Below are 24231 nucleotides of genomic sequence, written 5' to 3'. Positions count from 1 at the left end.
CGCTCCCATGCAATTGTCGGCGGCCTCGCCATGAATCCCGATTCCCCTTCCCACACTGCGCCGCGCCGTGACATCCAGGGCCTGCGCGCGCTTGCCGTCCTGGCGGTACTTGGCGCGCACGCCGTCGGGTGGCCGACCGGGGGATTCGTCGGGGTCGACATCTTCTTTGTGATCTCTGGATTTCTCATCACGGGGATGCTGCTTTCTGAGGTTCGTCGCCGCGGAAGAGTCTCGTTGGGCGGCTTCTACGCGCGCCGTGCCCGTCGCATCCTTCCCGCGGCTCTCGTGACCCTGGGCGCGGTCGTCGGAGCCGCCTTCTTGCTGTTCAACACGGTGCGCGCCGACCAGACGCTGTGGGATGCCGTCAGCGCGGCGCTATTCGTATCGAACTGGCGCTTCGCAGCGCAGGGCACCGACTATTTCCACGCCGCCGATGCCGTCTCGCCGCTGCAGAACTTTTGGTCGCTGTCGGTGGAGGAGCAGTTCTACCTTGCGTGGCCGGGTCTGCTCGTCATCCTCGTGCTCCTCGTGCCCGCCGCCGCACGGCAGCGCAACGCCGCTCGAGTGGTCGTGGGAATCGCTGCGGGAGTGGTCGTTGCTGCATCCTTTGCCTGGGCGCTCACGCAGACCGAGGCCCAGCCCACCCTCGCCTACTTCTCGAACCTGACACGGGCGTGGGAGCTCGCGGCCGGGGCGGTGCTCGCGGCGGCGGCTCCGCTGCTCGCCCGCATCCCGCGACCGGTCGGAATCGCGCTGGGATGGCTGGGGCTTGCTGGTGCTGTCGCCTCGGTATTCGTCATCGAGCCGACCGCGGCGGGTTTCCCCGCGCCCTGGGCCGCGTTGCCCGTTGCTGCAACCTGCCTCGTGATCGCGGGAGGCGTGGCGGGAGACCCGCGGCAGCGGCACCTCTTCCCCCTCACCAACCCCGTCAGCGTGTTCGTCGGCGACATGTCCTACTCGCTGTATCTGTGGCACTTTCCCGTCATCGTCTTCGCCGCTGCACTGCTTCCCGAGTCCGATCAGATGATCTGGATCGTGCTGGCGGCCATCGCCGTGCTGAGCCTTGGTTCGTACTTCGTCGTCGAACAGCCATTGCGGTACGCCCCGTGGCTGGGGGCCCGGATGCCGAGGGTGCCCGATCCTTCGATATCCGAGGCGGTGGCGCCACCCGCGGCGCCACCGGTGGCCACCGGGCCCGCAGCCCGTGCTGCGACCTCGACTCGACCCGCGGGATGGACGCCGGGAACGCGGTATTTCCCCGACAGCCGCCGGGCGACACCGCCAGCCGTGCCTCCCGTGCCTTCGGCTGCGTCCACTGGTCCGGCCGCCCCCACGGGACCGTGGTCGCCGTCCGCTGCGCATGATGGTGCAGCCCCGGTTGCGGTCGAGGCGGAGCCCGGTCGAGTCTGGCGTGAGCGATTCGGGGCGCAGATCTTCCATCGCGACGGCCGGCCTGCTTGCCGTTGCGCTGGGAGCAGCGACCTGAATTCATGCCACCTCCGGCGCCGGCCCTCTCATCCAGGCTCCCGCGCTCGCTGTGCTCCCGTGGCTCCGACCCCGCGGCCGACCCGACAGCACAGCTGCAGGCGGAGCTGGCTGCGGCAGTCACGGCGACGTCGTGGCCGGAACTGCGTCCGTCCCTCGACGAGGTCATGGGGCAGTCATCCGGAGCGAATCCGGCGCACGATTGCTTTTCTCCGACGGTGATGCCAGACCCCGCGGCGTGCACGTGGGGGAGCGCTGACGCGCCGACCCACCTGTACCTTGTCGGCGACTCGACGGCGATGGCCTACGCTCCAGCGTTCCGGGCGATGGCCGAGAACAGCGGCGGTCAGATCTCTGCAACCACGATGGGGCTCTACGGATGCCGTTTCACCGATGTCCTCGTGCAGAACGACGGCGACGGGATCATGGCTGCCTGCCCGCAACGCAAGGAATTCGTTCGCGCACTGATCGCGGCTGATCAGCCATCCCTGCTCGTCGTCTCGAACGCCTTCACGCTCGGGCGCTCGACGGAAGGAACCGATCTGTCTGCGCAGGATCTCGTCACGGCGGCGCAGGCCGAGACTGCCACGTACGGGATGCCCGGACGAGTCGTGTACCTGGCTCCGCCGCCGCAGGGAGTGAACCTCGGTGCGTGCTACTCGCAGGTGTCGTCCCCGGCGGCGTGCGCGGCCGCGGTCGACGACACCTGGATCGCGATGTGGGAGGCGACAGCAGCCGCCGCGGCGGCATCCGGTGATCATGCCATCGACGCGCTGCCATTCAGCTGTTGGGAGGGGATCTGCCCCGCGTTCGCTGGGACGCTACCGACCAAGTACGACCAGACGCACCTGACGGTCCCGTATGCAGAGCACATCGCGCCGTATCTCACGTGGGCGCTTCAGAGCCAAGGCCTCATCGCCAACGGCTGACGGTCTCGCGATCACCCGAGGTGCTCGTCGAGCGCCGTCATCACGGCATCCGGATGGGCCAGTCCGACGAAATGCCCTGCCTCGGGAAAGTTCACGAGCGTTGCCGAAGGCAGCGCGCTGAGCATTCGCGAAGACCAGACAGGTCGGATGAGCTGATCGGCGTCGCCTTGGATGATGGTCACCGGCGCAGAAACCTCGGCGGGCGTGAAGCCCCACGGCGCTCCGAAGACCCGGTACTCGTCGACCGCGCCGTCGATCTGCGTGACTGCCTCGAGCATGCAGGCGGTATACCACTCGGAACGGGCGCGGATGATCGCCGCATCGGCGGGCCCCAGCGATTTCTCCGACAAGCGTTCAACCTGCTCTGGCCTACGGCGTAGCATCCGCCGCATCACATGGAAGTAGCTGCGGGCTGTAGCGGGCAGGCGCCGGGACAACGTGATGAGCCGCCGGTCCATGCGGTTGAGCTCGCGGAGATTGTCGGCGTCGTCCAGCGGCAGCGCGCCCGCGATCACGACGACGCCTCGAATCCTGTCAGCCTGTGCCACGGCAGCCGCTAGCGCGTACTGTCCGCCGGCCGACCAACCCAGCGCGACGGCGTCGGTCGCGCCGATGTCGTCGAGAACGGCGCCGACATCCTCATGTCCCCACGAGAGAATCGACCGCTGCGGGTCGCGATCGCTCATTCCGACTCCGGGACGGTCGGGCGAGACGATCCGGATGCCGCGGTCGCGCGCAATCTCGTCGTAAGCCGACGCATCCCCGGCGCTCACCAGTCCGCCGTGAGCGCTGATGACTGTGCGCGATGAGCTGGTGTCACCGAACACGCGATAGCCGATCGCACGGCTCCCAACGGTGACCACGCGCGATGCGGACCCCGTGATCTGAGGCTCCATCGCCGGCTCAGTTGGCGGCGTTGTATGCCTCGAGGACGGATGCTGGGACCCGACCGCGCTCAGAGACGGAGTAGCCGTTCTCCTTCGCCCAGGCGCGGACCGCGCTGTAGTCCTGTTGGCCGGAACGCCGGCGCTTGCGCCCGGCGGTCGACCCGCCCTGCGATGCCGAGATGCGCCGGCCTGCGGAGACATAAGGGGCCAGCGAATCCCGCAACGCCGCGGCATTTGCATCGGTGAGGTCGATCTCATATGCCGTGCCGTCGAGGGAGAACGTCAGTGTTTCTCCTTCGCCGATTTCCAGAACTGTTCCGTCGAGATCATCGACGAGTTGGTGAACAATTTTGCGTGCCATATGTCGAGTCTATTGTGAATGCAGCCGCTCGTCGGGGGGAAAGTCCCTCGCGGGGTGAATTCCGTTCTTTCGCGACTGGACGCCGAATTACGGCAGAATTCCGGCACGGCGGGCCTTTGTCACAGCCGCGTGGCGGGTAGAGACATCCAGTTTGGACATCGCCGATTGCAGATAGGACTTGACCGTTCCTTCGCGGAGCCCCAGGGATGCCGCCACTTCCGCGTTGGTCGCGCCCACCGCGACACTGGCGAGCACATCGACTTCTCGAGGGGAAAGGCGTATGTCCAGCGTGGCGGCTGATCTGTCGCCGCTCAAGGCGGCTAGCCGCCGCTCGATGGTCTGGAGTCGACGTTTCACCGATTCGTCCGAAATCGCGGCCGCGATGCTGCGTATTTCGGCGTAGCTCTCTCGCAGCTCTTCGCGTGCGGCACTGCCGATATCGGTCGGTGCTGGCGCCGCGAAGCTCGATAGGCGGCGTTCGATTTCGCTTCTCACGCGCAGTTCGGTGGCGAGAGATTCGGCAACAGAGAATGCGGCGCGCGCCACGACATCGCCCACGGCGGATTCCGCCCACGAACCGCAATAAAGCACTCCCTGCGCCTGACCATCGACCATCACGGGAACCGCGAACAGCGTGGAGATTCCCTCGCCGAGAACCGCGCGATCATAGTCATGAGTAATGCCCCGCGCGGTGCGGTAGTCGATCGCCAACCGCGCGCGTTTTTCAACCAGCGACCGACCTCCGAGTCCCCGCTCGGGTTGCACGACGAGTCCGGCAAGCGATCGAGTCCGAGTTCCGGCCGTCGCGGTGACCGGTAGGAGCCCGTCGGTGGTCAGCCCGCCGAAGGCGACCGGGAACTTTGTGACGCGGGGAAGACTGTCGACCGCGCGCGCGAGTAACTCCTGCTCCGTCTCGGAGGAGAATCGCAGGGCCACATCGACCGCCTCGTGTCGGGACGACCGCGTCGGTCCAGGACGTCACTGTCGCCGAATTCAGTAGCGATGAGGCTACCACCGGTGATTCCACGTGCGCAGTGCGGGACCCCCGGTGTGCGCCGGGGGTCCCGTCGGTTGCGCCGGCCTACACGGCGCGACCGGTCTGGGCTCGCTCGAGCGCGTTCGACTCGAGGTCGAGGAGGAATCTCTTCGTTTCGGGGTGGCCGCCGTACTCTCCGATCGATCCGTCGGCTCGGATGACGCGGTGAACCGGGACGACGATCGAGAACGGTGTCGTCGCGCATGCCGTGCCGACAGCGCGTGCAGCCCGCGCGCGCCCAGCCATGACAGCGACCTCGCCATATCCGGCGGTCTCGCCGAACGGGATTCGCGTCACAGCCTCGAGCGCGTCGCGCGTGAAGCCGCGCACGAGTCGCCAGTCGAGCTGCACATCAAACGCCGTCCGATTGCCTGCGAAGTACTCGTCGAGCTGCGCCGCAAGCTGCAGCGCGGCATCCGTGGTTCCGGGGCTCGGCTCAGCCCGAAGTGCCAATGTCAGGGCCGCGAGGTCATCACCGGGGTCGTCGTACGCGGGATGACACGAGATGACCGCATCGGGCGTGCTGACGATCAGGATGTCTCCGAGGGGAGCGGGATGCAGGAGGTATGTCGAGGAGACGGCTACAGGAGGCATGTCTCCATCCTGTTCGGCGATGCGGGTTCGGATGCGGAACGGGTTGCCGCGGTGGACAGTATGGCCACATCGGCGGCGGGGGAGGAAGCCTTGACGGATGCGGCGTGTCGCGCAATACCGCAACACTCGTGGTGCGTTACCGGGACGCATCGAGAGCGCAACCTAGTCTGACCGTGTGGTGCGAGCAGAAGGTGGCGTCATCCTTGGCGCTGATGGTGCGATGCGTGCGGTGTCAGTGGACCCCGCAGACCTGACTCTCGCCGACACCGACGCGACGATCGTCCACATCGCCGAGCAGGAGCGTGAGAGGTTGCGCGCCCAGGCAGCGGACCTCGGCGGTCGCTCTGCGCTCCTGCATTTCTCAGACGCACCGGATGCCGGAATCGAGATCACCAAGGCACACCCGGGAAGTCTGCCGCAGTTCATCACGGGACGATCGACACTTCTGTCGGGGCTGTTCCGCGACGAAGTCGCCCTCGGTACCGCTCGGCGGGCCGCCGAGCGGATCACCACCAAGAACGTTGAACTGCGCACGGCCCGCGGTATCGATGCCGTGCGCCTGGCCGTCGGGATCGCGTCATGGCGCATCGGGGGGCTCGAGTGCATCGCTCCCGTGCTGCTGCGCCCACTCGCGATCCGTCGTCACCACACCGACTTCGAACTGAAGCTGCACGGCAGTTTCCAGGTCAATCCCGAACTGCTGCGTGCGATGCGGATGCACTTCGGGATCGAACTCGACGGCGACGCCCTGTCGGGTCTTGCCTACGATCAGGGCGTCTTCAAGCCGCAGCCGGTGATCGATCACCTGCGGGCGCTCATGGCGCAGATTCCGTCTTTTGTGGTCAAGCCGCGGCTTGTGGTCTCGACGTTCGTGGACGTCGGCTCCGCGATGGCACGCGACTCGGCCCAGTTGGACCACCCGGTTCTGAACGCCCTCGCCGGTCATCCCGCCGATCGGGAAGCCGTGACGCTGCGCCGGCCGGTTCCTGTGATGCCCGGGCCCGACGAGCGCGTCCCTGCCGCCGACACCCTGCTGTTGGACGCCGACGCCGAGCAGGAAGCCGTGCTGGCTCGGGTTATTGCGGGCCAATCCCTCGTGGTTCACACGCTGCCGGGAACCGGGGGCACCCAGACCGTGATCAACGCGGTGGGAGCGCTCGTGCGCGAAGGGCGGCGGGTCCTCGTCGTCAGCGCTCGCCGCTCGACGCTCGACGGTGTTCGCCACCGCCTCGCCGGCGTCGGTCTACCGGGACTTGCTGTCTCGCCCAGCGAACTGCAGCGGGATCTCGTCCGCGCAATCGGACGCAATGAGAAGGCAGTCGCCCCAAAAGTCTCCGAGATCGATGACGCGCTCGTGCGCCTTCGCACCGTGCTGCGCGACTACCGCTCGTCGTTGGCCGACCGCCACGACGCGCTCGGTGCGTCGGTGCTCGACATCCTGCGGGAGCTGTCGGCGCTTGCCCAGCGTGAGGAGCCCCCGACGACGACCGCGCGCCTGGACATCGAGACTCTCGTGCGCCTCGCGAAAGGACGAGAGGATGCCGCCGCCAAGCTTGCGTCGGCGGCGCGCCTCGGCGAGTTCCGGATCGGCCCGTCGGATTCACCCTGGTACGGCGTGAGCTTTGCCACGACCGAGCAGGCGCGCTCAGCGCACGCGCTGGCCGGCAAGCTCCACCGCATGGACCTTCCGCATCTGCTGGAGCGGGGATACGTCCTGCTGGGGCAGACCCACATGCGCCCGTTCGAGAGTGTCGGCGAACTCGGCGAGTACCTGCGGCTGCTGCAGGGCATCCGAGACTCCCTCGACCGCTTCAGCCCGACCGTATTCGAACGGCCGATCGGCGACCTCATTCAGGCGCACGCGCCGCGCCGCGACACCTCGACGCTCAGCGGAGCAGACCGCCGGCGGCTCCGGCGCCTCTCTCGCGAATACGTGCGCCCCGGCGTGCACGTCGGCGACATGTATGAGGCGCTCGTTCGCATCCAGAAGCAGCGTCAGCAGTGGCAGCGCTACGTCGAGGCGAACGTCGTTCCCGACATCCCGCTCGGCCTTGCCGATGTCGCGGTTGCCTGGCAGCGGGTGGATGCCGAGCTCAGCGAGCTGGATGCCGTCCTGGGGCGATCAGGGTCGCAGGCGCTGTCGTCGCTTCCGGTGAAGACCCTCGTGCGCACCCTTGCTGGACTGGCCGCGGAGTCCGAGGTGTTCGAAAACCTCATGGAACGCGCGAGCCTGCGCAGTGAGTTGGCCTCCCTCGGCCTCGAGCCGCTTCTTCTCGACCTCTCGGTGCGACACGTTCCCGAGCAGCAGGTCGCGGGTGAGCTCGAATACGCGTGGTGGCAGTCGGCGCTCGAGCACCTGCTACGCAGCGACCGAGCGCTCCTGGGCGCCAACACGGCAGTCGTCGACCGCTTGGAGCGTGATTTCCGTCTGGTGGATGAAGCGCACGCCGCGGCATCCGGGCAGCTCCTGGCCGCCCAACTGGCGACCCAGTGGCGGGTCGGGATCGTTGATGAGCCGCACGAGGCGGCGGCGCTGAAGCAGGCGCTGCGCGAGGGGAGGACGTCGCCGCGCACCGTCGTGTCAACGGCGCCGACACTCATGCGCTCGCTCGCCCCGGTCTGGCTGGCCTCGCCCTACGAAGTGCCCGCGATCCCCGACGACCTCGTCTTCGACGTCGTCATCATCTCGGATGCCGCATCGCTGAGCCTCGCCGAGGCTTCCCCCGCGATCCGTCGTGGCCGCCAGATCGTGGCGCTCGGCGATCCCGTGACCCAGAAGCCGACGGCGTTCCGGGTGGCAGCCGGGACGCCGACCGCCGAGGACGAGCCGGAGGAGCCGTTCGACGACGCGAGCGTATTCGAGCGTCTTGCCGAGATCCTGCCCGTTGAAACACTCACGCGCAGCTATCGCGCGGGCGGCGAGGACCTCGCGGAACTGGTCAACGGCGCGTTTTACGGCGGCGAGATCGTCTCCCTGCCCTGGGCCGGTTCCTACCTCGGACGTGGAAGTCTCTCGGTGGATTACGTCGAGGGCGGTATCGGTGTGCCCGACCCCGAATCCGGCGCGGTCGAGAGCCCGGATGCCGAGGTCGCCCGGGTGGTGACCCTTGTCGTCGAGCACGCGGTCAACCGCGGGTCCGAATCGCTCATGGTCATCACCGCCAGCGCGAAGCACGCTGCCCGCATCCGTGCCGCCGTCGACCGCGCGTTCGCGGGACGGTCCGACGTCGCCGACTTCGTCGCGCGCGACTCAGCCGAGCCGTTCTCGGTTCTCACGCTGGAAGAGTCGGTGGCTGAGAGCCGCGACCGCGTCATCTTCTCGCTCGGTTTCGGACTCACTCGCCACGGGCGTGTCCTCAGCGACTTCGGTGACCTGTCGAGCGCCGACGGTGAGCGGCTTCTGACGGTCGGGATGACGCGTGCTCGCCGCTCGATGGTGATCGTGTCCTGCATCCGTCCCGGCGCCGTCGATGACCGTCGCCTCGCGCACGGCGCGGCATCCCTCATGTCGATCCTGGGAGACGTCGAACGTCGCGCTCGGGTGTCTCGCCAGGAGGATGACGGCGACCCGTTGATGCTCTCGCTCGCGAAGGAACTGCGGCGCCTGGGCGTTGCTGTCGAGGTGAATTACCGGGGCCTGCTGCCGCTGGTCGCGCATCATCAGGGCAAGGCCGTGGTCGCCGAAAGTGATCCCGAGACGATCGGCGGATCGTTGCGCGAATCGCTGCGGCTGCGCCCGCAGATCCTGCGGCGCCTGGGCTGGCATTACGTGCGTGTGCACTCGTTCGATCTGTACAGCGACCCCGGCGGCGTCGCGCAGCGGATTGCCGGCATCCTCGGGGTGACGGTCGAAGCGCCCGTTGCCGAGGGTGACACGCAACCGATCGATGTCGTCGCCTGATGAGCGTCAGCGCGTCGAGCGCGTTCCCGGATCACGCCGCGCGCGTCTGACTCCGGCTCCGGGGACCGATGTCGCCCCAGAAGCCCCGGATGCCGACGCCGACCCGTCATCGGGGGCGCCGACGACGTCATCCGACACCGGCCCCAACGACGATCGTCTGCGAGCCGACGTCCCCCCGCACTATTGAGCTCGCGCGCTACCCGCCCTCTGCGCCGAACCGCACATCCCGCCGCGAACCCACAGGGTCCGGCCAGAGAATCCTGTGGGCTCGGCAGGGAGAGTGTGGGTTCGCGGGCAGTGACGCGGGGCAGGATGCCTCGCGTCAGGGCTTCGGCGGGGTGGCGTCGTTCTGCTTCTGGAGCAGGTCGCGGATCTGGATGAGGATCTCGGCCTCGCTCGGCATCGGCTCGGGCTCGGGTGGCAGCTGCTCTCGGGCCGCGGCGCGCTCCTTGAGCTTGTTCATCGGCATGACGAAGACGAAGTAGACGACCACGGCTACCGCGAGGAAGTTGATGACCGCGCCGATGATCGCTCCGAAGGCGAAGGTCACGGTGCCGCCGCCGAGGGTCGGCACAGGCACCGCCAACGCCTCGTTGAGACTGTCAGCGGCGAAAAACAGACCGATCAGCGGATTGATGAACGCCGACACCAGAGTGTTGACGATGCCGGTGAAGGCGGCGCCGATGACGACGGCGACCGCGAGGTCGATGACGTTGCCGCGGAGGATGAACTCCCGGAATCCCTTGATCATTGCGGTCCCTTCGTGATGGAGCGTCAGCTGGCGGCGGTCGCGGTGCTTGTCGAGGTGCTAGATCCCGACGACGAACTCGAACTCGACGACGAGCTCGAGCTGTCGGACTTCGAACCCGAGTCCTTTGAGCCGGAATCCTTCGAGCCGGACTCCTTGCCAGCGCCGGCACCCGTCCGGGAGTCGGTGCGGTAGAACCCAGACCCGTTGAAGGTCACGCCGATCGATCCGTACTCCTTGCGAAGCGATCCACCGCACTCTGGGCACTCGGTGAGGGAGGCATCCGTGAAGGACTGCACGGCTTCGAATCGGTGGCCGCACTGGCGGCAGGCGTAGGCGTAGGTAGGCATCGGTGGTCTTTCGGTCGGTGCGAGGGATCAGGTGTGGGAAGGATGCAGGTCGACGATGCGGGTCGGCGTGACGACACCGGTGACCGGCTGATCGTGCACGTCTCGCGGGACCTCCGCGACGAGCTCATCGTCGAAGACGACGGCGTAGACGGGCGGGCACCGCTCCATCGAGCCGATGGTCTTGTCGAAGTAGCCGCGTCCCCAGCCGAGCCGCATGCCGGTCGTGTCGACGGCGGCGGCGGGAATGACCATGAGGTCTACGTCGTTCACGGCGATCGGGCCGAGGAGTTCACCGGTCGGTTCCGGCATCCCGAACAGCCCCTCGACCTCGCTGCCGTCGCGCTCGGCGACTGTCCAGTCGAGGAGCCCGTCGGCGCGGGTGATGGGGAGCAGGACCCGCAAGCCGCGGTCGATTGCGGCATTGACGAACTCGCGGGTTCCCGGCTCCGTCGTCGTCGACAGGAAGCACGAGAGGGATGTTGCGCCCAAGCGCTCCACGAGCGCATCGAGCTGGGTCCGGATCCCCTCCGCGGCGGCCTGCCGGGCGGCTTCGGAGATCGTCTGCCGACGCTCTCGGAGATCCGCGCGCATCGCACGCTTGGCATCGGCGATCGCATCAGACATGCGTAGATTCTAGGCTGCTTGCGTGCGCAGGCAGGCTTCGGCATCCGATGTCAAGGGGGACGGCGCGTCGCGTATCCGTCACATCGCGTTCATAGCCTCTCGGTAGAGTGAGGGCCATGTCTGATCTCCCCTTCAAGGCAGTGATCCCCGCGGCGGGCCTCGGCACTCGCTTCCTTCCTGCCACCAAAGCCATGCCCAAAGAGATGCTGCCGGTCGTCGACAAGCCGGCGATCCAGTACGTCGTGGAAGAGGCCGCGACTGCCGGCATCCAGGATGTGCTGATCATCATCGGGCGCAACAAGAACAACATCGCCAACCACTTCGATTCGGTTCCCGAGCTCGAACAGAAGCTGCGCGAAAAGGGTGACGGCAAGAAGCTCGCCGCCGTCGAGCACTCCTCAGACCTGGCCGAGGTGCACATGGTGCGCCAGGGAGAACCGAAGGGCCTCGGGCACGCGGTGCTGCGTGCGAAGTCGCACGTCGGAAACCACCCCTTCGCTGTGCTCCTGGGCGACGACCTGATTGACGAACGCGACCCGCTGCTGGTCAAGATGCTCGATGAGCACCGTCGCACCGGTGCCGCGATCGTCGCGCTCATGGAGGTCGACCCCGAGCAGATCCACCTGTACGGATGCGCGGTTGCCGAGCCCACCGATGACCCGGATGTCGTCACCGTCGGCGGCCTGGTCGAGAAGCCCGCCAAGGAAGACGCTCCCTCGAACCTTGCGATCATCGGCCGCTATGTCCTCGCGCCGACCGTGTTCGACGTGCTCGAGCACACCGAGCCGGGTAAGGGCGGCGAGATCCAGCTCACCGACGCTCTCGAAGAGCTCGCGAAGGACCCCGACGGACCCGGCGTGCGCGGCGTGATCTTCCGAGGACGCCGCTACGACACCGGCGATAAGGTTGACTACATCAAGGCCATCGTTCAGCTCGCCTCGGACCGCGAGGACCTCGGCGCCGAGCTGAAGCCCTGGTTGAAGGATTTCGCGGCGACCCTGTAGCGCCGCCCGGGCGGGAGGGGTCACGTGGATCTGACGTCACCCTTCCACCACGGCCCGGTGTCGATCCGGCTCGTGCGGCCGCGCGATGCCCGCGTGCTCCAGCAGCTATTGCTCGACAACCGTTCGTGGCTGCGCCGGTGGGAGGCCACAAGCCCCGACGGACCGGTCTCGTTCGACATGAGGCTCAGCATCCGTCGCCTGTTGCAGCAACACCGCGACGGGGCGGGTGTGCCCTACGTCATGGAGTACGACGGTACGGTCACGGGCCAGCTCAATGTCTGGGGCATTGCGCGGGGTTCTCTCGCATCAGCGACCATCGGGTACTGGATCGCCGAGGAGTTCGCCGGCCGCAACGTGACGCCGATCTCGGTCGCCCTCGCCACCGACATCTGTTTCCGGGAGCTCAACCTGCATCGGGTTGAGATCTGCATCCGTCCCGAGAACCGCGCGAGCCTGCGTGTCGTTGAGAAGCTTGGCTTCCGGTACGAGGGCTATCGGCGCCGCTACATCCACATCGACGGGGACTGGCGCGACCACTACGCCTTTGCGCTCGTTCGTGAGGACGTTCCCGAGGGTGTGCTGCGCCGGTGGGCGTCGGGGCACGTACCCCCGGATGCCGCGACAGTTCCCCCCGAAGACCGAATGCCCGTCTGAATCGAGCCGTCTCGACGCGAACCCGCACCGACACACGTCGTGGGATCCCGGGATCGTGGGCTGCCGTCGCATACCGTATGGATCATGGATGGGCAGGTACTCGGAGGCGGCGTGATCGTCGCGGTCTCCGTGCTCCTGTGGCTCGTCTATCTGGTGCCCTCCTGGTACGAGCGCCGCCAGTACGACGCTGCCGAACGTAATGCCGTCCGGTTGAACCAGGCGCTACGCGTCCTCGCTGAGACGAGCGAGACGCCCGACGAGGTTCGGCTCGAACTCACCACCCGCACGGCACAGGCCCAGCAGCGGGAGGCCAAGCGCGCGCTCGCTGAGCGCGAGCGGTTGGCGAAGCTCGCTGCCGCGGAACGTGAGCAGGCAGCGGTGGAGGAAGCCCGTTCCGAACTCGTCGCCGCGCGGTCGCTGCCTGCTGCCCGCCGCGCACGCGCTCGCCGCCGCGCGCGGCTGTTGACGACGATCGTCGGGCTTGTCGCCATCGCATTCCTCGGATGGGGTTTCTGGCTGCTCGCCACGACCGGGTCGCAGACGCTGTTGTGGTGGTCGGCCGGCATCCTCGCCGTATGCGCCGCGATGCTGGTACAGATGGCGCGCGTGTCGGCCCGTGCCGCAGTGCGGTCCCAGGTCACCGTGGAAGCTCCGGTGCGTGCTGCCCCCGCCGTACAGGATGTTGCGCTCCCCGTCTCACGCCAATGGGCGCCGCGTGAGCTACCCAAGCCCCTCACTGCGGCATCAGGATCCCGTGCTGCGGCAACGCTCGACGGTGTGGCTGCGCGCGAGGCGCTGCGGCAGGCCGCCCGCGATGAGGCGATGCGTCAGCGGGCGGAAGCTGCTGCGCCGCCCACTATCGACCGCGCTCGCGCTGACCGGGAACGTGCCCGGCAGGCGGCATCCGCTTCTGCGCCTGCGCGCGAGACAGGTGCTTCGGCGGGACCCGATTTCGGGCGCATGGGTTACGTCGACGACGCCGAGATTGAAGCCCACGTCCGCGATCTGTTGAGCCGCCGCGCCGCCAGCGCTTAGGGGCTCCAGCGATTCAGCCCGCCGGGGCGTGCGTGATAGTGTTACTGGGTTCACGGGCCTGTGGCGCAGTTGGTAGCGCGCTTCGTTCGCAATGAAGAGGTCAGGGGTTCGAATCCCCTCAGGTCCACTCTGTGATGAGTCGCGACATAGGTCTCTCTTGAGTCGCGTCATAGGTCACTTGTTGGAAGCCTCCGGCCAGCGGCCGGGGCTTTCATCGTGTTGCGCCAGTAGGTCTTGTCGGGGTCGATCTGATTGGTGGCGAGGATCTCGCCGGTACGGGTGGCGACGACGGTGACGGTGGAGTCGTCGGCGAGCAGGAGCACTGGGGTGCCGCGGTGGTCGGCTCCGATTCCGAGGTGGTGCATGCGAAGTCGGACTGCCAGGTCTCGTTCGGCTGGGTCGCTTCGAACCGCACGTACGAACTGCGCGGGCGTTTGCGGGGTTCCGGGGCGATCAGCCCGGCCGCGTGCAGGATCCGGCGGATCGTCGAGGTCGACGGTGCCCGCAACCCCTCCTGATGCAGGTGCCAGGCGATCGTGACCGGTCCGGCATCGGTGCCCGTCGCGGTCAACGCGACCCGCAACTGCACGATCCGGTCCCGAACCCGATCGGTGGCCGCGTGCGGTGAGGACTTCGGCGCACGGGAACGCGCCTCCAACCCGTCCAGACCCTCGTCCCGGTAGCGGGCGAGCAGCCGATGCAGATGCCGCCGCGAGATCCCGAACTCCTCCGCCGCCTCGGTCACGCTGAGCTGCCCGGCGACGATCTTCAACGTATCAAAGGTGCGACGGTGCTCGGGTTCCTTCAGGTATGCTGAAGGTGTGTTCCGTCATCCCCTCTCCCTGTTCCGTACCCTGGCCATCCTCGAGGCGATTTCGTGGACCCTGCTTATCGCAGCTCTCATCATTCGGGCCGTGAATCCCGAGCTGGCGCTCGCCGTGACGATCGGTGGCGGCATCCATGGCTTCGTCTTTCTGTCCTACGGCGCCACGGTGATCCTCGTAGCGCTGAACAACAGATGGCGCGCATGGCCGACGGTTGTCGGTCTCGTCAGTGCGATAGTTCCGTACGCGACGATCCCCACCGAGGTCTGGCTGCACAGGCGTGGTTCGCTGGTCGGGCAGTGGCGCCTCGAGCAGACAGGCGACCCGCGCGATCAGGCGTGGTATGACCGCGCGCTGCGCTGGTTCCTGCGCCGTCCGTGGGTGCTCGGCATCCTCATCGCCGCCGCGGTCGTCGTGCTCTACGTGAGCCTGCTGATCATCGGCCCGCCGGGCGGGAAGGGCTGAGGCTGGCCCGCGCCGCAGCCGAGGGGTCAGCCGAGTTCGTGCATGACGAACGCGAGCAGGAATCCGAGAGTCACCCATAGCCCCGTCAGGAGGTGAAGGCGCTCAAATGCTTCCGGGATCATCGTGTTTGCGACCATGGCGAGCAGAGCTCCCGCCGCGACGCTGGTAATGATTGCGATGAGTTCGGGCGGCGCGGTCTGGAGGGCCAGGTATCCAACCACGGCTGCGAGAACGGATGCGGCAGTGATGCCACCCCACAGGAGAGCCACCGTGCGTCCGCGGCTCCCATCCTGTTTGAAGGCCGCCGTGGACGAGAGCCCCTCGGGGATGTTGCTGATGGCGATCGCGGCGACGATCGGGATGCTGAGGCCTCCTGTTTGCAGCACCGAGAGTCCCATAACGACGGACTCGGGGATTCCGTCGATGAGCGATCCGATCGCGATCGCCGCGCCGCCGCCTGAGAGTGCAGCTTTCCCGTTCCCGCGGCGCTTGGCGATGTTGCGGGAGTCGGTTGCAGCGGGCTTGGGGCGCGAGACGAGCCAGTCGGCGACGATGTAGACGACCGCGCCGCCGAGGAACCCGGCAGCGGTCGGCACGATCCCGCCGCCGTCAGCGGCTTCAGCCACGAGCTCGAACGCGAGCGTCGAGATCAGCACGCCCGCTCCGAACGCCATGACCGCCAGGACGACCAGCCGCGGCGCCTTGACGAACCACGCGACGCCGGCGCCGACGAACAGTGCGCCGCCGCCGATCAGGCCGCTCAGCGCGGCTAGCCACACTCCCACGCGGCAAGCCTACGGATGCCGGTCGCTGAGGTGCGGCATCCGTGCGTGTGTCAGCTGCCGCCCGAGAGGATGCCGACCAGGCCCGAGACGACCAAGTACACGCCGACCCCGGCGACGACGACCCAGATCGTGATGTGCGCGGGGGTGATCTTGTTCTTGTCGTCGCCTGATCCGCCGCCGAGAAGGCTCATCCGCACAGGATATCCGCCGCCCACGATCGCGGCGGGGACATACGGCGAGTGCGCCGGTGCTCAGCCCGAGGAATTCGTAGCTTGTCGTTCGCGCGCCTCGCGTCGAGCGAACCAGCGAGCGATCGGGACATCGGTGGACGAGTGGGCGATGATCGAGAGCGAGATCGCCACGACGATGATGTGGAACAGGTGCGCGGAGTCCGGGTGTCCGCCCTCGAGCACGAGGAGCCCGTACAGAACCGACGCGAATCCCTTCGGGCCGAACCACGCAGCTGTCGCTCGCTCTTCCCAGGGCAGCTTGCTTCCGATGAGCGCAGTCTCGACGGCGACGGGCCGGGCCACCACGAGCGTGAGAACGGCGAAGAGGTACCCCCAGCCGTTGACGTCCGCGAGCAGCGCGGGCGAGATCAGTGCGCCGAACACGAACAGGGCGAGCAGCTTCACGATCTCGGCTGCGTAATCGCCGAACTCGATGAAGGCGTCTCGCACCTCGGGCATGGCGCTCGCGATCGTGATTCCTGCAGAGAACGCCGCAAGGTAGAGGTTTGCTCCCGTCAGCGAACTGACGCCGAAGATGATGCACGCAATCGCGACGGGAGTCAGCGCCGCGTAAAGCGGGGTCGCCCGCAGGAAATTGATCCGGATCAGCAGGTTCACCACGAGGGGTACCGCAACGCCGAGCGCGACCCGGCCGACGAGCTCCAGCGCAAGCGCCCCATACTCCGTCTGGGTTCCGTCGACGATCGCCAGGAACACGAGCACCGCCGGCAGCGCGAGACCGTCGTTCAGCCCCGACTCGACGCTCAGCAGGTGCCGGATGCGCCAGGGAATCTCCTCGCGTCCGACGATCGCCGAGGAAAGCACGGGGTCAGTCGGAGCGAGAACGGCGGCGACCCAGCATCCCCTCGCCCAGCAGGAACCCCGCGATGAGGAAGAGCACCGCCGTGGAGAGCACCGTGCGGTGGGCGATCCCGGAGATGAGGATGGCAAGCAGCAGCACGACCCCGAACGCGATGACCATGCATCCACGCTGTCGTCAGAGAGCGGGTTTCGCCACGGTCTTGACCCGGCTCTAGGCTCAGACCATGTCCGATCACCTTCCCGCCCGCAGCCGGCTCGTCCACGATGCGATCCGGGCGGCGGGGATCCCCGGCGACATCGTTGTGCTGCCGGATGCCGCCTCCACGGCCGCTCTCGCCGCTGAGGCGCTCGGAGTCGAGGTGGGGGCTATTGCCAACAGCCTTGTCTTCTGGTCCGACGGCGAGCCGCTACTCGTGATGACCAGCGGCGCCCACCGCGTCGATACGAAAGCGTTGGCTACCCGGCTCGGTCGGACCTCGATCATCCGAGCCACGCCCGACCAGGTGCGTCAGGCGACGGGCCAGGCGATCGGCGGGGTCGCGCCGACGGGGCATCCGGCGCCGCTGGTGACGATCGTGGACGAAGACCTCGCCGCGTTCCCCGAGATCTGGGCAGCCGGCGGCACACCGCACACGGTGTTTCCGCTGACGTTCCCGCAGTTGGTCGATCTCACCGGCGGAACGGTCATCAGCGTCGTCTGATCACGACCCTGGCACGCCGCTCTCAGCCGAACAGGGCGTGAGCGATCGTGTAGATCACCAGGCCCGCAAGCGCGCCGACGATCGTGCCGTTGAGGCGGATGTACTGCAGGTCTCGCCCCACCATGAGTTCGATCTTCTCGGTCGTCTCGGCGGGGTCCCACCGCTCCACCGTGTCGGTGATGAGGGATGCGATGTCGTGCCGATACCGGTCGACGAGGAAGACCGCGGCATCCGTCACCCAGGTGTCGACGCGGCGTTGCAACTCGGGTTCGCGCGCGAGTCGCTCACCGATATCGCGGAGTGCACTGTCGATCTGGGTGCGCAGGCCGCTTCGCGGATCCGCCAGGGCATCGAGGAGCCCAGTCTTCGCGGTGTTCCAGGCGTGCGCGGCAAGGTCGCGGACACGCGGGCTGTCGAAGACGGCGAGCTTCGCGTCCTCGAACCGCCCGATCGTCTGCGGGTCGTGCTGCATGCTCTCGGACAGGCGGGCGAGGTACGCCGTGATCGCGGCGCGCGCGGGATGATCGGGATTCGTCCGCACCGCCCGCACGAAGGTGACGGCCTCGGAATAGACGGTCTCGTCGACGAGGCGCGCGGCGATGCTCGGCACCCACGAGGGAAGGCGCCCCGAGACGAGGCCCGTGAAGGCATCCCGGTTGTTGGCGAGCCACTCGTCGATGTTCTCGGCGGCAAGATCCACGGCGGTGCGGTGGGCGTCGGCGTCGACGATGCGGCCGAGCCATTCGCCGATCGCCGGCGACCATTCCGGCACGATGAGGTGCTCGCGCGCGAGGGCTGTGATGACCTCCTGCGCGTCGTCGTCGCTGAGCGCACGAAGGACGCCGGATCCCATGGCAGCCGCCTCCGAGCCGACGCGCGCCGCGTGGTCGCGATCGCTTAGCCAGGCACCGAGGCGGGCGGCGATGGAGGTCGATTCGAGCTTGGTGCGCACGACGTCCGCCGCGAGGAAGTTCGTCTCGACGAACTCTCCGAGCGACTGGCCGATCTCGTCCTTACGGCGGGGGATGATCGCGGTGTGGGGAATGGGGATTCCCAACGGATGCCGAAACAGTGCTGTCACGGCGAACCAATCCGCGAGAGCTCCGACCATGCCGCCCTCGGCTGCCGCGCGCAGGTACGCGAGCGCGGGGACCTGCTGCTGGCCGATGAACCCGACGAGGAACAGGGCCGCCATGAGCAGCAGTGCGCCGAGGGCCACGGACTTCATCTTCCGCAGGCCCCGCCGACGCTCCTGGTCAGCGGGGCTCAGCGAAGCGGTCGGCGTGTGAGCCATGTCCACATCTTCACACGGCGCACCCTTTCGACGCGGAGTTGCGTGAGCAGATCAGGTAGCCATCTGATCGAGCGGGAACCGAAGGGTCGCTGCAACCGGTGACCCGGCGATCATGTCGTCACCCCGGGCGGCGCGCACCGTGCCTCCCGTGCGCAGGACGCGGGCCGCGATCTCGTCGACGAGAACCGTTGAATCCGGCCCAGGCGTTTCCGCTCGCTCAAGGCGGCCTCGGTCATCGATCGTGCCTTCCGTCTCGGATTCGAGATCGAACAGCAGCTCATCGATGGCGGCGTTCGAGGCGGCAACGGCGACGTCATCGAGGCTGGTGGTGGCCAGCCCCTGAGCCTCGAGTGATCCGAACCGCTCCCGCCAGGCTGCGAGGACGTCCTCTTCGTGCCGGTCGAGAATGCTGCGTGCTCGTTCTTCGAGGTCGTCGTCGCCGAGGGAGTCCGGGTGCGCATCGATCGCGGGCTCGAGGAGTGCTGGATGCGTGTTGACGGCGCGGTACGCGGGCTCGAGGTCTGTCGAAACGCACAGGATGACGGGGATGTCCCGCGGCACGATGCGGACCACCTCGTCTTGCACGACCCGGCAGAAGCGCTCACGCTCGAGCCTGTCGCCGGTCGAGCCCTGCGGCCGCGGGAAGTCGGCATGGCCGCCGTTATCTGCCTCTTCGAGAATCAGCCCGTGATCACTCGGCAACGAAAGGTCGCGCTCGGCGAGCCCGTGATCGGCGCCGAATTCGGTCAGGCGAGCTCCGCCCCGGGAGATCTGCACCACGAAGGCGCGACGCGGGAAAGTGACAGCGCGAAGCAGCGGTCCGGTGTCGAACCGGTCCGAGACAGTCGCCCTCGCGGTGAGCCGGTTGGCCAGTCGGAAGGTCTCAAGCCGCTCGGCCGACGCGAGCAGCACGAGAGAGCGCGACTGGTGCGTCCAGAAGTCATCGTCGTCGAGGACGGAACGCAGTCGGGCGATCGCTGCCTCTCGCTCGGGGCGCCCGACACTCGTTTCTTTGGCCTGGCGGTCGGCGTCATCGATCAGGTCGCGAAGCTGGAGGCGAATGCGTTCGTGGTCGGCCGGGACCGGTGATGAGGGCAGCGAGATGGTGATGCTCGGGATGCCGCGCATCTCGACGAGCTCGAGGAGGTGGTCGGTCTGGGGAATGTCTGCGGGCAACATGCGTGCGACCCTACGTGGCCGCATCGGCGTGCGCGACGCCCTTGCATCGGTTCCGGTGACTCGCTAGGGATTCAGCCCACGGGCCCGAGCCATGCCGTGGCGACGGTGGAGTGTGCCGATTCCGGGTCGGACGGGTGGAACATCCCGGCCAACACATCGCGGTACAGCCGGCTGAGCTCACTGCCGGCGAAGTAGCTCGACCCGCCCGCCACGAGAATCGCGTCATCGACGACCGCCTTGGCCATCGTGACGGCGCGGTGCTTCACGCCCGACAGGAGCGAGAACCACCGCGGCCCGTGGTCGACGAGGGTGTCGATGTCACGGCTGAGCGTCTCCAGCTGCGGGGGCAGCGCGTCGTAGGCGAGGGCCATATCGGCGATCCGCCACCGGATGTCGGGATCCTGGCTGTAAGTCAGCCCCGTCTTCTTCGAGCGGCGCGTCCCGACGGTTGCGACAGCGACATCCAGCGCCCGCCGCGCGATTCCGGTGTAGACCGAGGCCAGCAGGATCTCGAAGACGCTGAAGATGCCGAACACGATCGGGTCAGGGTTCGGCCCCGGTGGGATACGGCGCACGACACGGTCTGCCGCGGCCGTCGCGCCTCGCAGCTGTGTCGTGCGGGACTGTGTGGCGCGCATGCCGAGCGTGTTCCAGTCATCGCGGGTGGCGATTCGCCCGGCATCCTCTTCGGACCGGGGGACGAAGGCATAGACCATCGTCGGGCCGTCGGGGGAGGTGGTATCCAGCCCGTGGAGGCCGAGCTGTGTCCAGACCGGTGCCAGGGAGGTGAAGATCTTCGTGCCGGTGAAGGCATACGAGCCGTCGGGCTGCGGCGCGGCCTCAGTGTCACTACCGAAGAGCACGAGATCGTTGCCCGCTTCGCTGATGCCGAATGCAAAGATCTCGCCGGCTACCGCGCCTTCGAGAACGAAGCGCAGATCGTCGACCCCGCGATCGGCAAGCGCCTTCGCGACACCCGTCCACACCAGGTGCATATTGATCGCGAGCGCCGTAGCCGGTGCCGCGGTGGCCAGGCGCTGCTGCAGCAGCGAGACCTCGGCGAGGCCGAGGCCCGCCCCTCCGATCTCCGTCGGGGCGAACAGCGCGAGGTATCCGGCATCCGTCAGATCTGCCAGGTCATCATGCGGGAAGGTGTTGTCGCTATCGTGCTGTGCGGCGCGCTCACGGAACCGCTCGAGCAGCGCATCGGGCAGTACGGATGCCGGGTCGAAGGTGGTCGTCGTCGTCATGCCAGTGCCTCCCACAGCTGCCGCATCGTCTCCTCCGGCGCGTCGCGGTGCGGGGAATGCCCGGCTCCCTCGACGACCGACATCGTGATCGAGGGCCGCGTCAGGAGCTGCTCGACGATGTCGCCGCGAAAGAGCGCATAGACCGCGGGGTCACCGGCGATGATGTGGATGGGCATATCCAGCGACAACGTGGGAAGCCGCACATCCCATTCCTCGTTCTGTTCGCTCGTCTGCTCGACAGCCCAGCGGCTCACGTCCTGGATGCCTTGCACCTTCAGTTCGATATCCAGCGGATGCCACGACGGATGCTCAGCGCGCACCGCCTCGGCGCTCGGGTCGTCGAACTGCCGCTGCTGACTCTCGCGGATCTCGTCACGGGCCGGCTCATCGAGCTGGATCGCGGGATCGACGAGCACGAGGCGGTCAGTCCAATCCGGGACCGACGCTGCAGCAACGACTGCTGCCGTGCCGCCCAGCGAATGACCGATAACCAGATCCCAGGGCGTCTCATCCTGCGGGCGGCAGGCCGCCAGATCGGCGGCATAGGCCCCGATCGTGTAATCCAGCGCCCGCGGGGCGCGCCCGTGTCCACGAAGATCGACGGCCTCGGCAAACCAGCCGCGCTCGCTCAGCTCTACGCCGAAACGCCACATGAGGGCGCCCGTGGATCCCAGACCGTGGACGAGCAGTGCTCGGCGGGAGGATGACGGGTCACCCCACCCGTGGCGGGGCAGAACAAGGGGACTGGTCATGGTTTCGGCATCCTCTCAGCGCGTGCGCTGTCCGTACGTGCCGACGGGAATGATCGTGCCGTCGGGGGCTCGCATCCCGAACCCGAAAGTCCGATCCAGCGCGATGTGAAGCAGCCAGCCCATGCCGCACCAGAACAGCGGCAGTCCGACCTCCCGCATCTCCCACAGGTATGCCATGGAGCCGCCGACGAAGAACAGCAGAGCGGGAATCCACGCCTGATGCAACCAGTTGTAGAACGCGACGCGCTCGGGGCGCAGGATGCCGCGCTGGTCGCCGAACGCGCCGATCAGGGCGATGTCGGGGAGCACCGCGAACACGATGATGATCCCGGCAGTCACCCACCCGTGACCAATGCTCTCGAAGACCGCGACGATCAGCAGCGCAATGGCAAGAAGAGTCCAGGCGAGCCGGGTGTAGGTCACGGGTTCATCGTAGGCGCGCGCGGTGAACGCGCGGGTCAGGTGATCGTGGGAACGGGCTCGGTATCGGGGATGGGGCTCGGATCCCGGTCGCGCAGGTCGGGGAAGCCACGGACGAACACGATCGCCACGATCGCGCCGGTGGCGGCGAACAGTGCTGCGGCGAGGTAGGCGCCCTGGGGGCCCGCGCCGTCGACGAGGAAACCCGCGACTGCCGAACCTGCGGCCGCACCGATGAGCTGTCCGGTTCCAATCCAGCCGTAGGCCTCGGCGGTCTCGCTGAACTTGACGCTCGCAGATGTCATCGCGAAGATCACTGCGAGTGCTGGCGCTACACCGAGTCCCGCGACGGCGAGTGTCGCGCCCAGCCACCAGGCGTTGAGCGAGATCATCGTGAGGCTGAGTCCTGCCGCAACGATCAGCATCCGTCTGGCCGTCGCCCATGGTCCGATCGGGATATGCCCGAAGGAGAGACCGCCGGCGAGGCTTCCGATGGCGAAGACGGCAAGCACAAGGCCCGCCTCGATCCCCTCGTGTCCGAAGGTGGCGACCACGCCGACCTCGACGGCGGCACAGGCACCGATCAAGAGGAAGCCGACGACCGTTGCCAGCAGCACCGCGGGCTTGCCGAGCACCTTTCCGAAGCTGCGCCGACTGCGAGGGATGCGCACCCGGCCGACCTCGGGGGAGAGGATGAACCACGCGCCGCCGCCCAGCAGCACGATGACGATGAGCGCGAGGGCTTGGACCGTGCCGATCTGCGTCGCGACGAACGTGATGAGCACGGGAGCGACGACCCAGATGATCTCCTGCAGCGAGGCATCCAGCGAGTACAGGGGAGTCACCTGTCGCGAGTTGACCATCTTGGGGTAGATCGTTCGAACCGCTGCCTGCACCGGCGGGGTGGAGAGGCCCGCGACGAGCCCCAGCACCATATAGGCCGGAAGCGGGAGGGTGAAGGCCGCGATGCCCGCGATGGCGGCAGCGCAGATCGCGAGAGTCACGGTGAGGACCCGCCGCATGCCCCACAGGCCCATCCACCGGCTCGTGATCGGACCCGCAACCGCCTGCCCGACAGAGGTCGCAGCCAGCACGAGCCCTGCAGACCCGTAGGAGCCGGTGACCTGCTCGATGTGCAGCAGGATCGCCAGGCTCGTCATCCCGTTCGGGAACCGCGCCGTCAGCTGCGCAGCGATGATGCGCGCGACCCCCGGAGTGCGCAGCAGTTCTCCATAACCCGCCACCTTCCCACGATAGTCGTGCCGAATCGGTTCGGCGATATCGGCACGGAGGCAGGCTGAGTCGCAACGGATGCCGTGACCGTCGGACTGACACGCCGCGACACGCCGCGACACGCCGGGACCGCAATCCACAGGCGAATTCGATGTCGGTGGATCGTCGTAGCCTCGCGCTGTGGAGGGATGCCGGATGGAGGCATCTGGACCCGCGTGATTTCAGGCTTCTCCCAGGTTTCGCGGACTCGTCGATCTGTGGATGAAACGGTGGACAAATCGCGTTGTATCTGAGGAGAGCGGTGGAAAACTACACGAATGTAACTACTACCCCTTGTGGTGCTATCTGATGTCGGCACCCATATGTAGTATTGGACTCCCGGTGGGGGAGCTGCCGGTTCGACGAAGGATTTTGAGGGGACAACGGATCTAACATGGCGATCACGGTCTACACCAAGCCCGCCTGCGTGCAGTGCACTGCTACCTACCGCGCGCTGGACTCCAAGGGCATCGACTACAACGTTCTCGACCTCTCGCAGGACCCCGCGGCCCTCGAGCAGGTCAAGGCGCTGGGCTACCTCCAGGCCCCCGTCGTCATCACCGACGAGGACCACTGGTCGGGCTTCCGTCCCGACAAGATCGACGAGCTCGCGTCGCGCCTCGCCTGAG

28 protein-coding genes, 1 tRNA gene and 1 pseudogene are annotated in these 24231 nt (G+C 67.4%); 11 read left to right on the top strand and 19 right to left on the bottom strand.

The window, feature by feature from the left end; genetic code table 11:
• Positions 1-30: 30 nt before the first annotated feature.
• Both MICSW_RS11050 and MICSW_RS11045 read left to right on the top strand, forming a co-directional pair.
• Positions 31-1707: an acyltransferase family protein gene (locus MICSW_RS11050; protein ID WP_464495860.1), complete on the top strand. Its 1677-nt coding sequence runs from the start codon at positions 31-33 to the stop codon at positions 1705-1707.
• Positions 1707-2414: an SGNH hydrolase domain-containing protein gene (locus MICSW_RS11045; protein ID WP_464495857.1), complete on the top strand. Its 708-nt coding sequence runs from the start codon at positions 1707-1709 to the stop codon at positions 2412-2414. The genes MICSW_RS11050 and MICSW_RS11045 overlap by 1 nt, the downstream gene beginning before the upstream one ends.
• Positions 2415-2425: 11 nt before the next feature.
• Here the strand turns inward: MICSW_RS11045 and MICSW_RS11040 are convergent, their stop codons facing one another.
• The 4 genes from MICSW_RS11040 to MICSW_RS11025 all read right to left on the bottom strand — a co-directional run bounded on the left by MICSW_RS11040 (position 2426) and on the right by MICSW_RS11025 (position 5292).
• Positions 2426-3277: an alpha/beta fold hydrolase gene (locus MICSW_RS11040; RefSeq protein ID WP_464495854.1), complete on the bottom strand. Its 852-nt coding sequence runs from the start codon at positions 3275-3277 to the stop codon at positions 2426-2428.
• Between the two features lie 40 nt (positions 3278-3317).
• Complete coding sequence (locus MICSW_RS11035) at positions 3318-3662, bottom strand: histone-like nucleoid-structuring protein Lsr2 (protein ID WP_228176893.1); 345 nt, start codon at positions 3660-3662, stop codon at positions 3318-3320.
• An 87-nt stretch (positions 3663-3749) separates the two neighbouring features.
• On the bottom strand, positions 3750-4598 hold the full coding sequence (locus tag MICSW_RS11030) for a LuxR C-terminal-related transcriptional regulator (RefSeq protein WP_228176894.1): 849 nt from the start codon (positions 4596-4598) through the stop codon (positions 3750-3752).
• 145 nt (positions 4599-4743) lie between these two features.
• Entirely contained in the window at positions 4744-5292 is a 549-nt protein-coding gene (locus MICSW_RS11025) for a methylated-DNA--[protein]-cysteine S-methyltransferase (RefSeq protein ID WP_464495852.1), read from the bottom strand.
• A 220-nt stretch (positions 5293-5512) separates the two neighbouring features.
• Here MICSW_RS11025 and MICSW_RS11020 point away from each other — a divergent pair, with 220 nt between their 5' ends.
• Entirely contained in the window at positions 5513-9193 is a 3681-nt protein-coding gene (locus MICSW_RS11020; RefSeq protein WP_292799322.1) for an AAA family ATPase, read from the top strand.
• A complete protein-coding gene (locus MICSW_RS11015; RefSeq protein ID WP_228176896.1) occupies positions 9180-9380 on the top strand; it encodes a hypothetical protein in 201 nt (66 codons plus the stop codon). Before MICSW_RS11020 ends, MICSW_RS11015 begins: the two co-directional genes overlap by 14 nt.
• Positions 9381-9515: 135 nt before the next feature.
• On the opposite strand, the gene mscL is transcribed toward MICSW_RS11015, so the two are convergent.
• From mscL to MICSW_RS11000, 3 genes are read right to left on the bottom strand one after another with little or no spacing between them, the layout of a single operon-like run.
• Positions 9516-9944: a large conductance mechanosensitive channel protein MscL gene (gene mscL, locus MICSW_RS11010; RefSeq protein WP_228176897.1), complete on the bottom strand. Its 429-nt coding sequence runs from the start codon at positions 9942-9944 to the stop codon at positions 9516-9518.
• Between the two features lie 23 nt (positions 9945-9967).
• Entirely contained in the window at positions 9968-10291 is a 324-nt protein-coding gene (locus MICSW_RS11005; protein WP_228176898.1) for an FmdB family zinc ribbon protein, read from the bottom strand.
• Between the two features lie 27 nt (positions 10292-10318).
• A complete protein-coding gene (locus MICSW_RS11000; RefSeq protein WP_464495851.1) occupies positions 10319-10915 on the bottom strand; it encodes a 5-formyltetrahydrofolate cyclo-ligase in 597 nt (198 codons plus the stop codon).
• 116 nt (positions 10916-11031) lie between these two features.
• Between MICSW_RS11000 and galU the strand changes: the two genes are divergently transcribed.
• The 4 genes from galU (at position 11032) to MICSW_RS10980 (ending at position 13735) form a co-directional block, all read left to right on the top strand.
• Complete coding sequence (gene galU, locus MICSW_RS10995; protein ID WP_292801336.1) at positions 11032-11919, top strand: UTP--glucose-1-phosphate uridylyltransferase GalU; 888 nt, start codon at positions 11032-11034, stop codon at positions 11917-11919.
• 24 nt (positions 11920-11943) lie between these two features.
• Positions 11944-12573, top strand: a complete 630-nt coding sequence (locus tag MICSW_RS10990; protein WP_292734844.1) for a GNAT family N-acetyltransferase — start codon at positions 11944-11946, stop codon at positions 12571-12573.
• Between the two features lie 84 nt (positions 12574-12657).
• Entirely contained in the window at positions 12658-13608 is a 951-nt protein-coding gene (locus MICSW_RS10985) for a large exoprotein (protein WP_464495850.1), read from the top strand.
• 54 nt (positions 13609-13662) lie between these two features.
• Positions 13663-13735, top strand: a tRNA-Ala gene (locus MICSW_RS10980).
• A 40-nt stretch (positions 13736-13775) separates the two neighbouring features.
• Here MICSW_RS10980 and MICSW_RS10975 read toward each other — a convergent pair.
• Complete coding sequence (locus MICSW_RS10975; RefSeq protein ID WP_228177190.1) at positions 13776-13973, bottom strand: hypothetical protein; 198 nt, start codon at positions 13971-13973, stop codon at positions 13776-13778.
• Between the two features lie 5 nt (positions 13974-13978).
• Positions 13979-14380: pseudogene (locus MICSW_RS10970) on the bottom strand (helix-turn-helix domain-containing protein); the annotation flags it as partial.
• Between the two features lie 49 nt (positions 14381-14429).
• Here MICSW_RS10970 and MICSW_RS10965 point away from each other — a divergent pair.
• Positions 14430-14897: a DUF3817 domain-containing protein gene (locus tag MICSW_RS10965; protein ID WP_228176933.1), complete on the top strand. Its 468-nt coding sequence runs from the start codon at positions 14430-14432 to the stop codon at positions 14895-14897.
• 26 nt (positions 14898-14923) lie between these two features.
• On the opposite strand, the gene MICSW_RS10960 is transcribed toward MICSW_RS10965, so the two are convergent.
• From MICSW_RS10960 to MICSW_RS10945, 4 genes are read right to left on the bottom strand one after another with little or no spacing between them, the layout of a single operon-like run.
• Complete coding sequence (locus tag MICSW_RS10960) at positions 14924-15682, bottom strand: ZIP family metal transporter (RefSeq protein ID WP_292735993.1); 759 nt, start codon at positions 15680-15682, stop codon at positions 14924-14926.
• A 50-nt stretch (positions 15683-15732) separates the two neighbouring features.
• Entirely contained in the window at positions 15733-15873 is a 141-nt protein-coding gene (locus MICSW_RS10955; protein WP_375237642.1) for a hypothetical protein, read from the bottom strand.
• Positions 15874-15933: 60 nt separating this feature from the next.
• Positions 15934-16737 (bottom strand): cation:proton antiporter domain-containing protein, encoded by an 804-nt coding sequence (locus MICSW_RS10950; RefSeq protein WP_228176936.1) that lies wholly within the window; start codon positions 16735-16737, stop codon positions 15934-15936.
• Positions 16738-16741: 4 nt separating this feature from the next.
• Positions 16742-16894, bottom strand: a complete 153-nt coding sequence (locus MICSW_RS10945; RefSeq protein ID WP_228176937.1) for a hypothetical protein — start codon at positions 16892-16894, stop codon at positions 16742-16744.
• A 64-nt stretch (positions 16895-16958) separates the two neighbouring features.
• Here MICSW_RS10945 and MICSW_RS10940 point away from each other — a divergent pair, with 64 nt between their 5' ends.
• Positions 16959-17435, top strand: a complete 477-nt coding sequence (locus MICSW_RS10940; RefSeq protein ID WP_228176938.1) for a YbaK/EbsC family protein — start codon at positions 16959-16961, stop codon at positions 17433-17435.
• Positions 17436-17457: 22 nt separating this feature from the next.
• Here the strand turns inward: MICSW_RS10940 and MICSW_RS10935 are convergent, their stop codons facing one another.
• The 6 genes from MICSW_RS10935 to MICSW_RS10910 all read right to left on the bottom strand — a co-directional run bounded on the left by MICSW_RS10935 (position 17458) and on the right by MICSW_RS10910 (position 23574).
• Entirely contained in the window at positions 17458-18729 is a 1272-nt protein-coding gene (locus tag MICSW_RS10935) for a DUF445 domain-containing protein (protein ID WP_464495847.1), read from the bottom strand.
• A 51-nt stretch (positions 18730-18780) separates the two neighbouring features.
• The gene (locus tag MICSW_RS10930; RefSeq protein ID WP_464495843.1) at positions 18781-19908 is read right to left on the bottom strand and encodes a baeRF11 domain-containing protein; all 1128 of its coding nucleotides are present in this window, start codon (positions 19906-19908) and stop codon (positions 18781-18783) included.
• A gap of 71 nt (positions 19909-19979) precedes the next feature.
• Complete coding sequence (locus tag MICSW_RS10925) at positions 19980-21158, bottom strand: acyl-CoA dehydrogenase family protein (RefSeq protein WP_292735999.1); 1179 nt, start codon at positions 21156-21158, stop codon at positions 19980-19982.
• Positions 21155-21910 (bottom strand): alpha/beta fold hydrolase, encoded by a 756-nt coding sequence (locus MICSW_RS10920; protein WP_228176942.1) that lies wholly within the window; start codon positions 21908-21910, stop codon positions 21155-21157. Before MICSW_RS10920 ends, MICSW_RS10925 begins: the two co-directional genes overlap by 4 nt.
• 15 nt (positions 21911-21925) lie before the next feature.
• A complete protein-coding gene (locus MICSW_RS10915) occupies positions 21926-22333 on the bottom strand; it encodes a DUF4260 family protein (protein ID WP_464495832.1) in 408 nt (135 codons plus the stop codon).
• A gap of 35 nt (positions 22334-22368) precedes the next feature.
• Positions 22369-23574 (bottom strand): MFS transporter, encoded by a 1206-nt coding sequence (locus MICSW_RS10910; protein WP_228176944.1) that lies wholly within the window; start codon positions 23572-23574, stop codon positions 22369-22371.
• A 422-nt stretch (positions 23575-23996) separates the two neighbouring features.
• On the opposite strand from MICSW_RS10910, the gene nrdH reads away from it, so the two are divergent.
• Positions 23997-24230: a glutaredoxin-like protein NrdH gene (nrdH, locus tag MICSW_RS10905; protein ID WP_195691937.1), complete on the top strand. Its 234-nt coding sequence runs from the start codon at positions 23997-23999 to the stop codon at positions 24228-24230.
• Position 24231: the final 1 nt, after the last annotated feature.

This window comes from Microbacterium sp. SW12, assembly GCF_055391095.1.
Note: the sequence above shows the minus strand (reverse complement) of the source record. Positions and strands in the feature narration are given on the sequence as shown.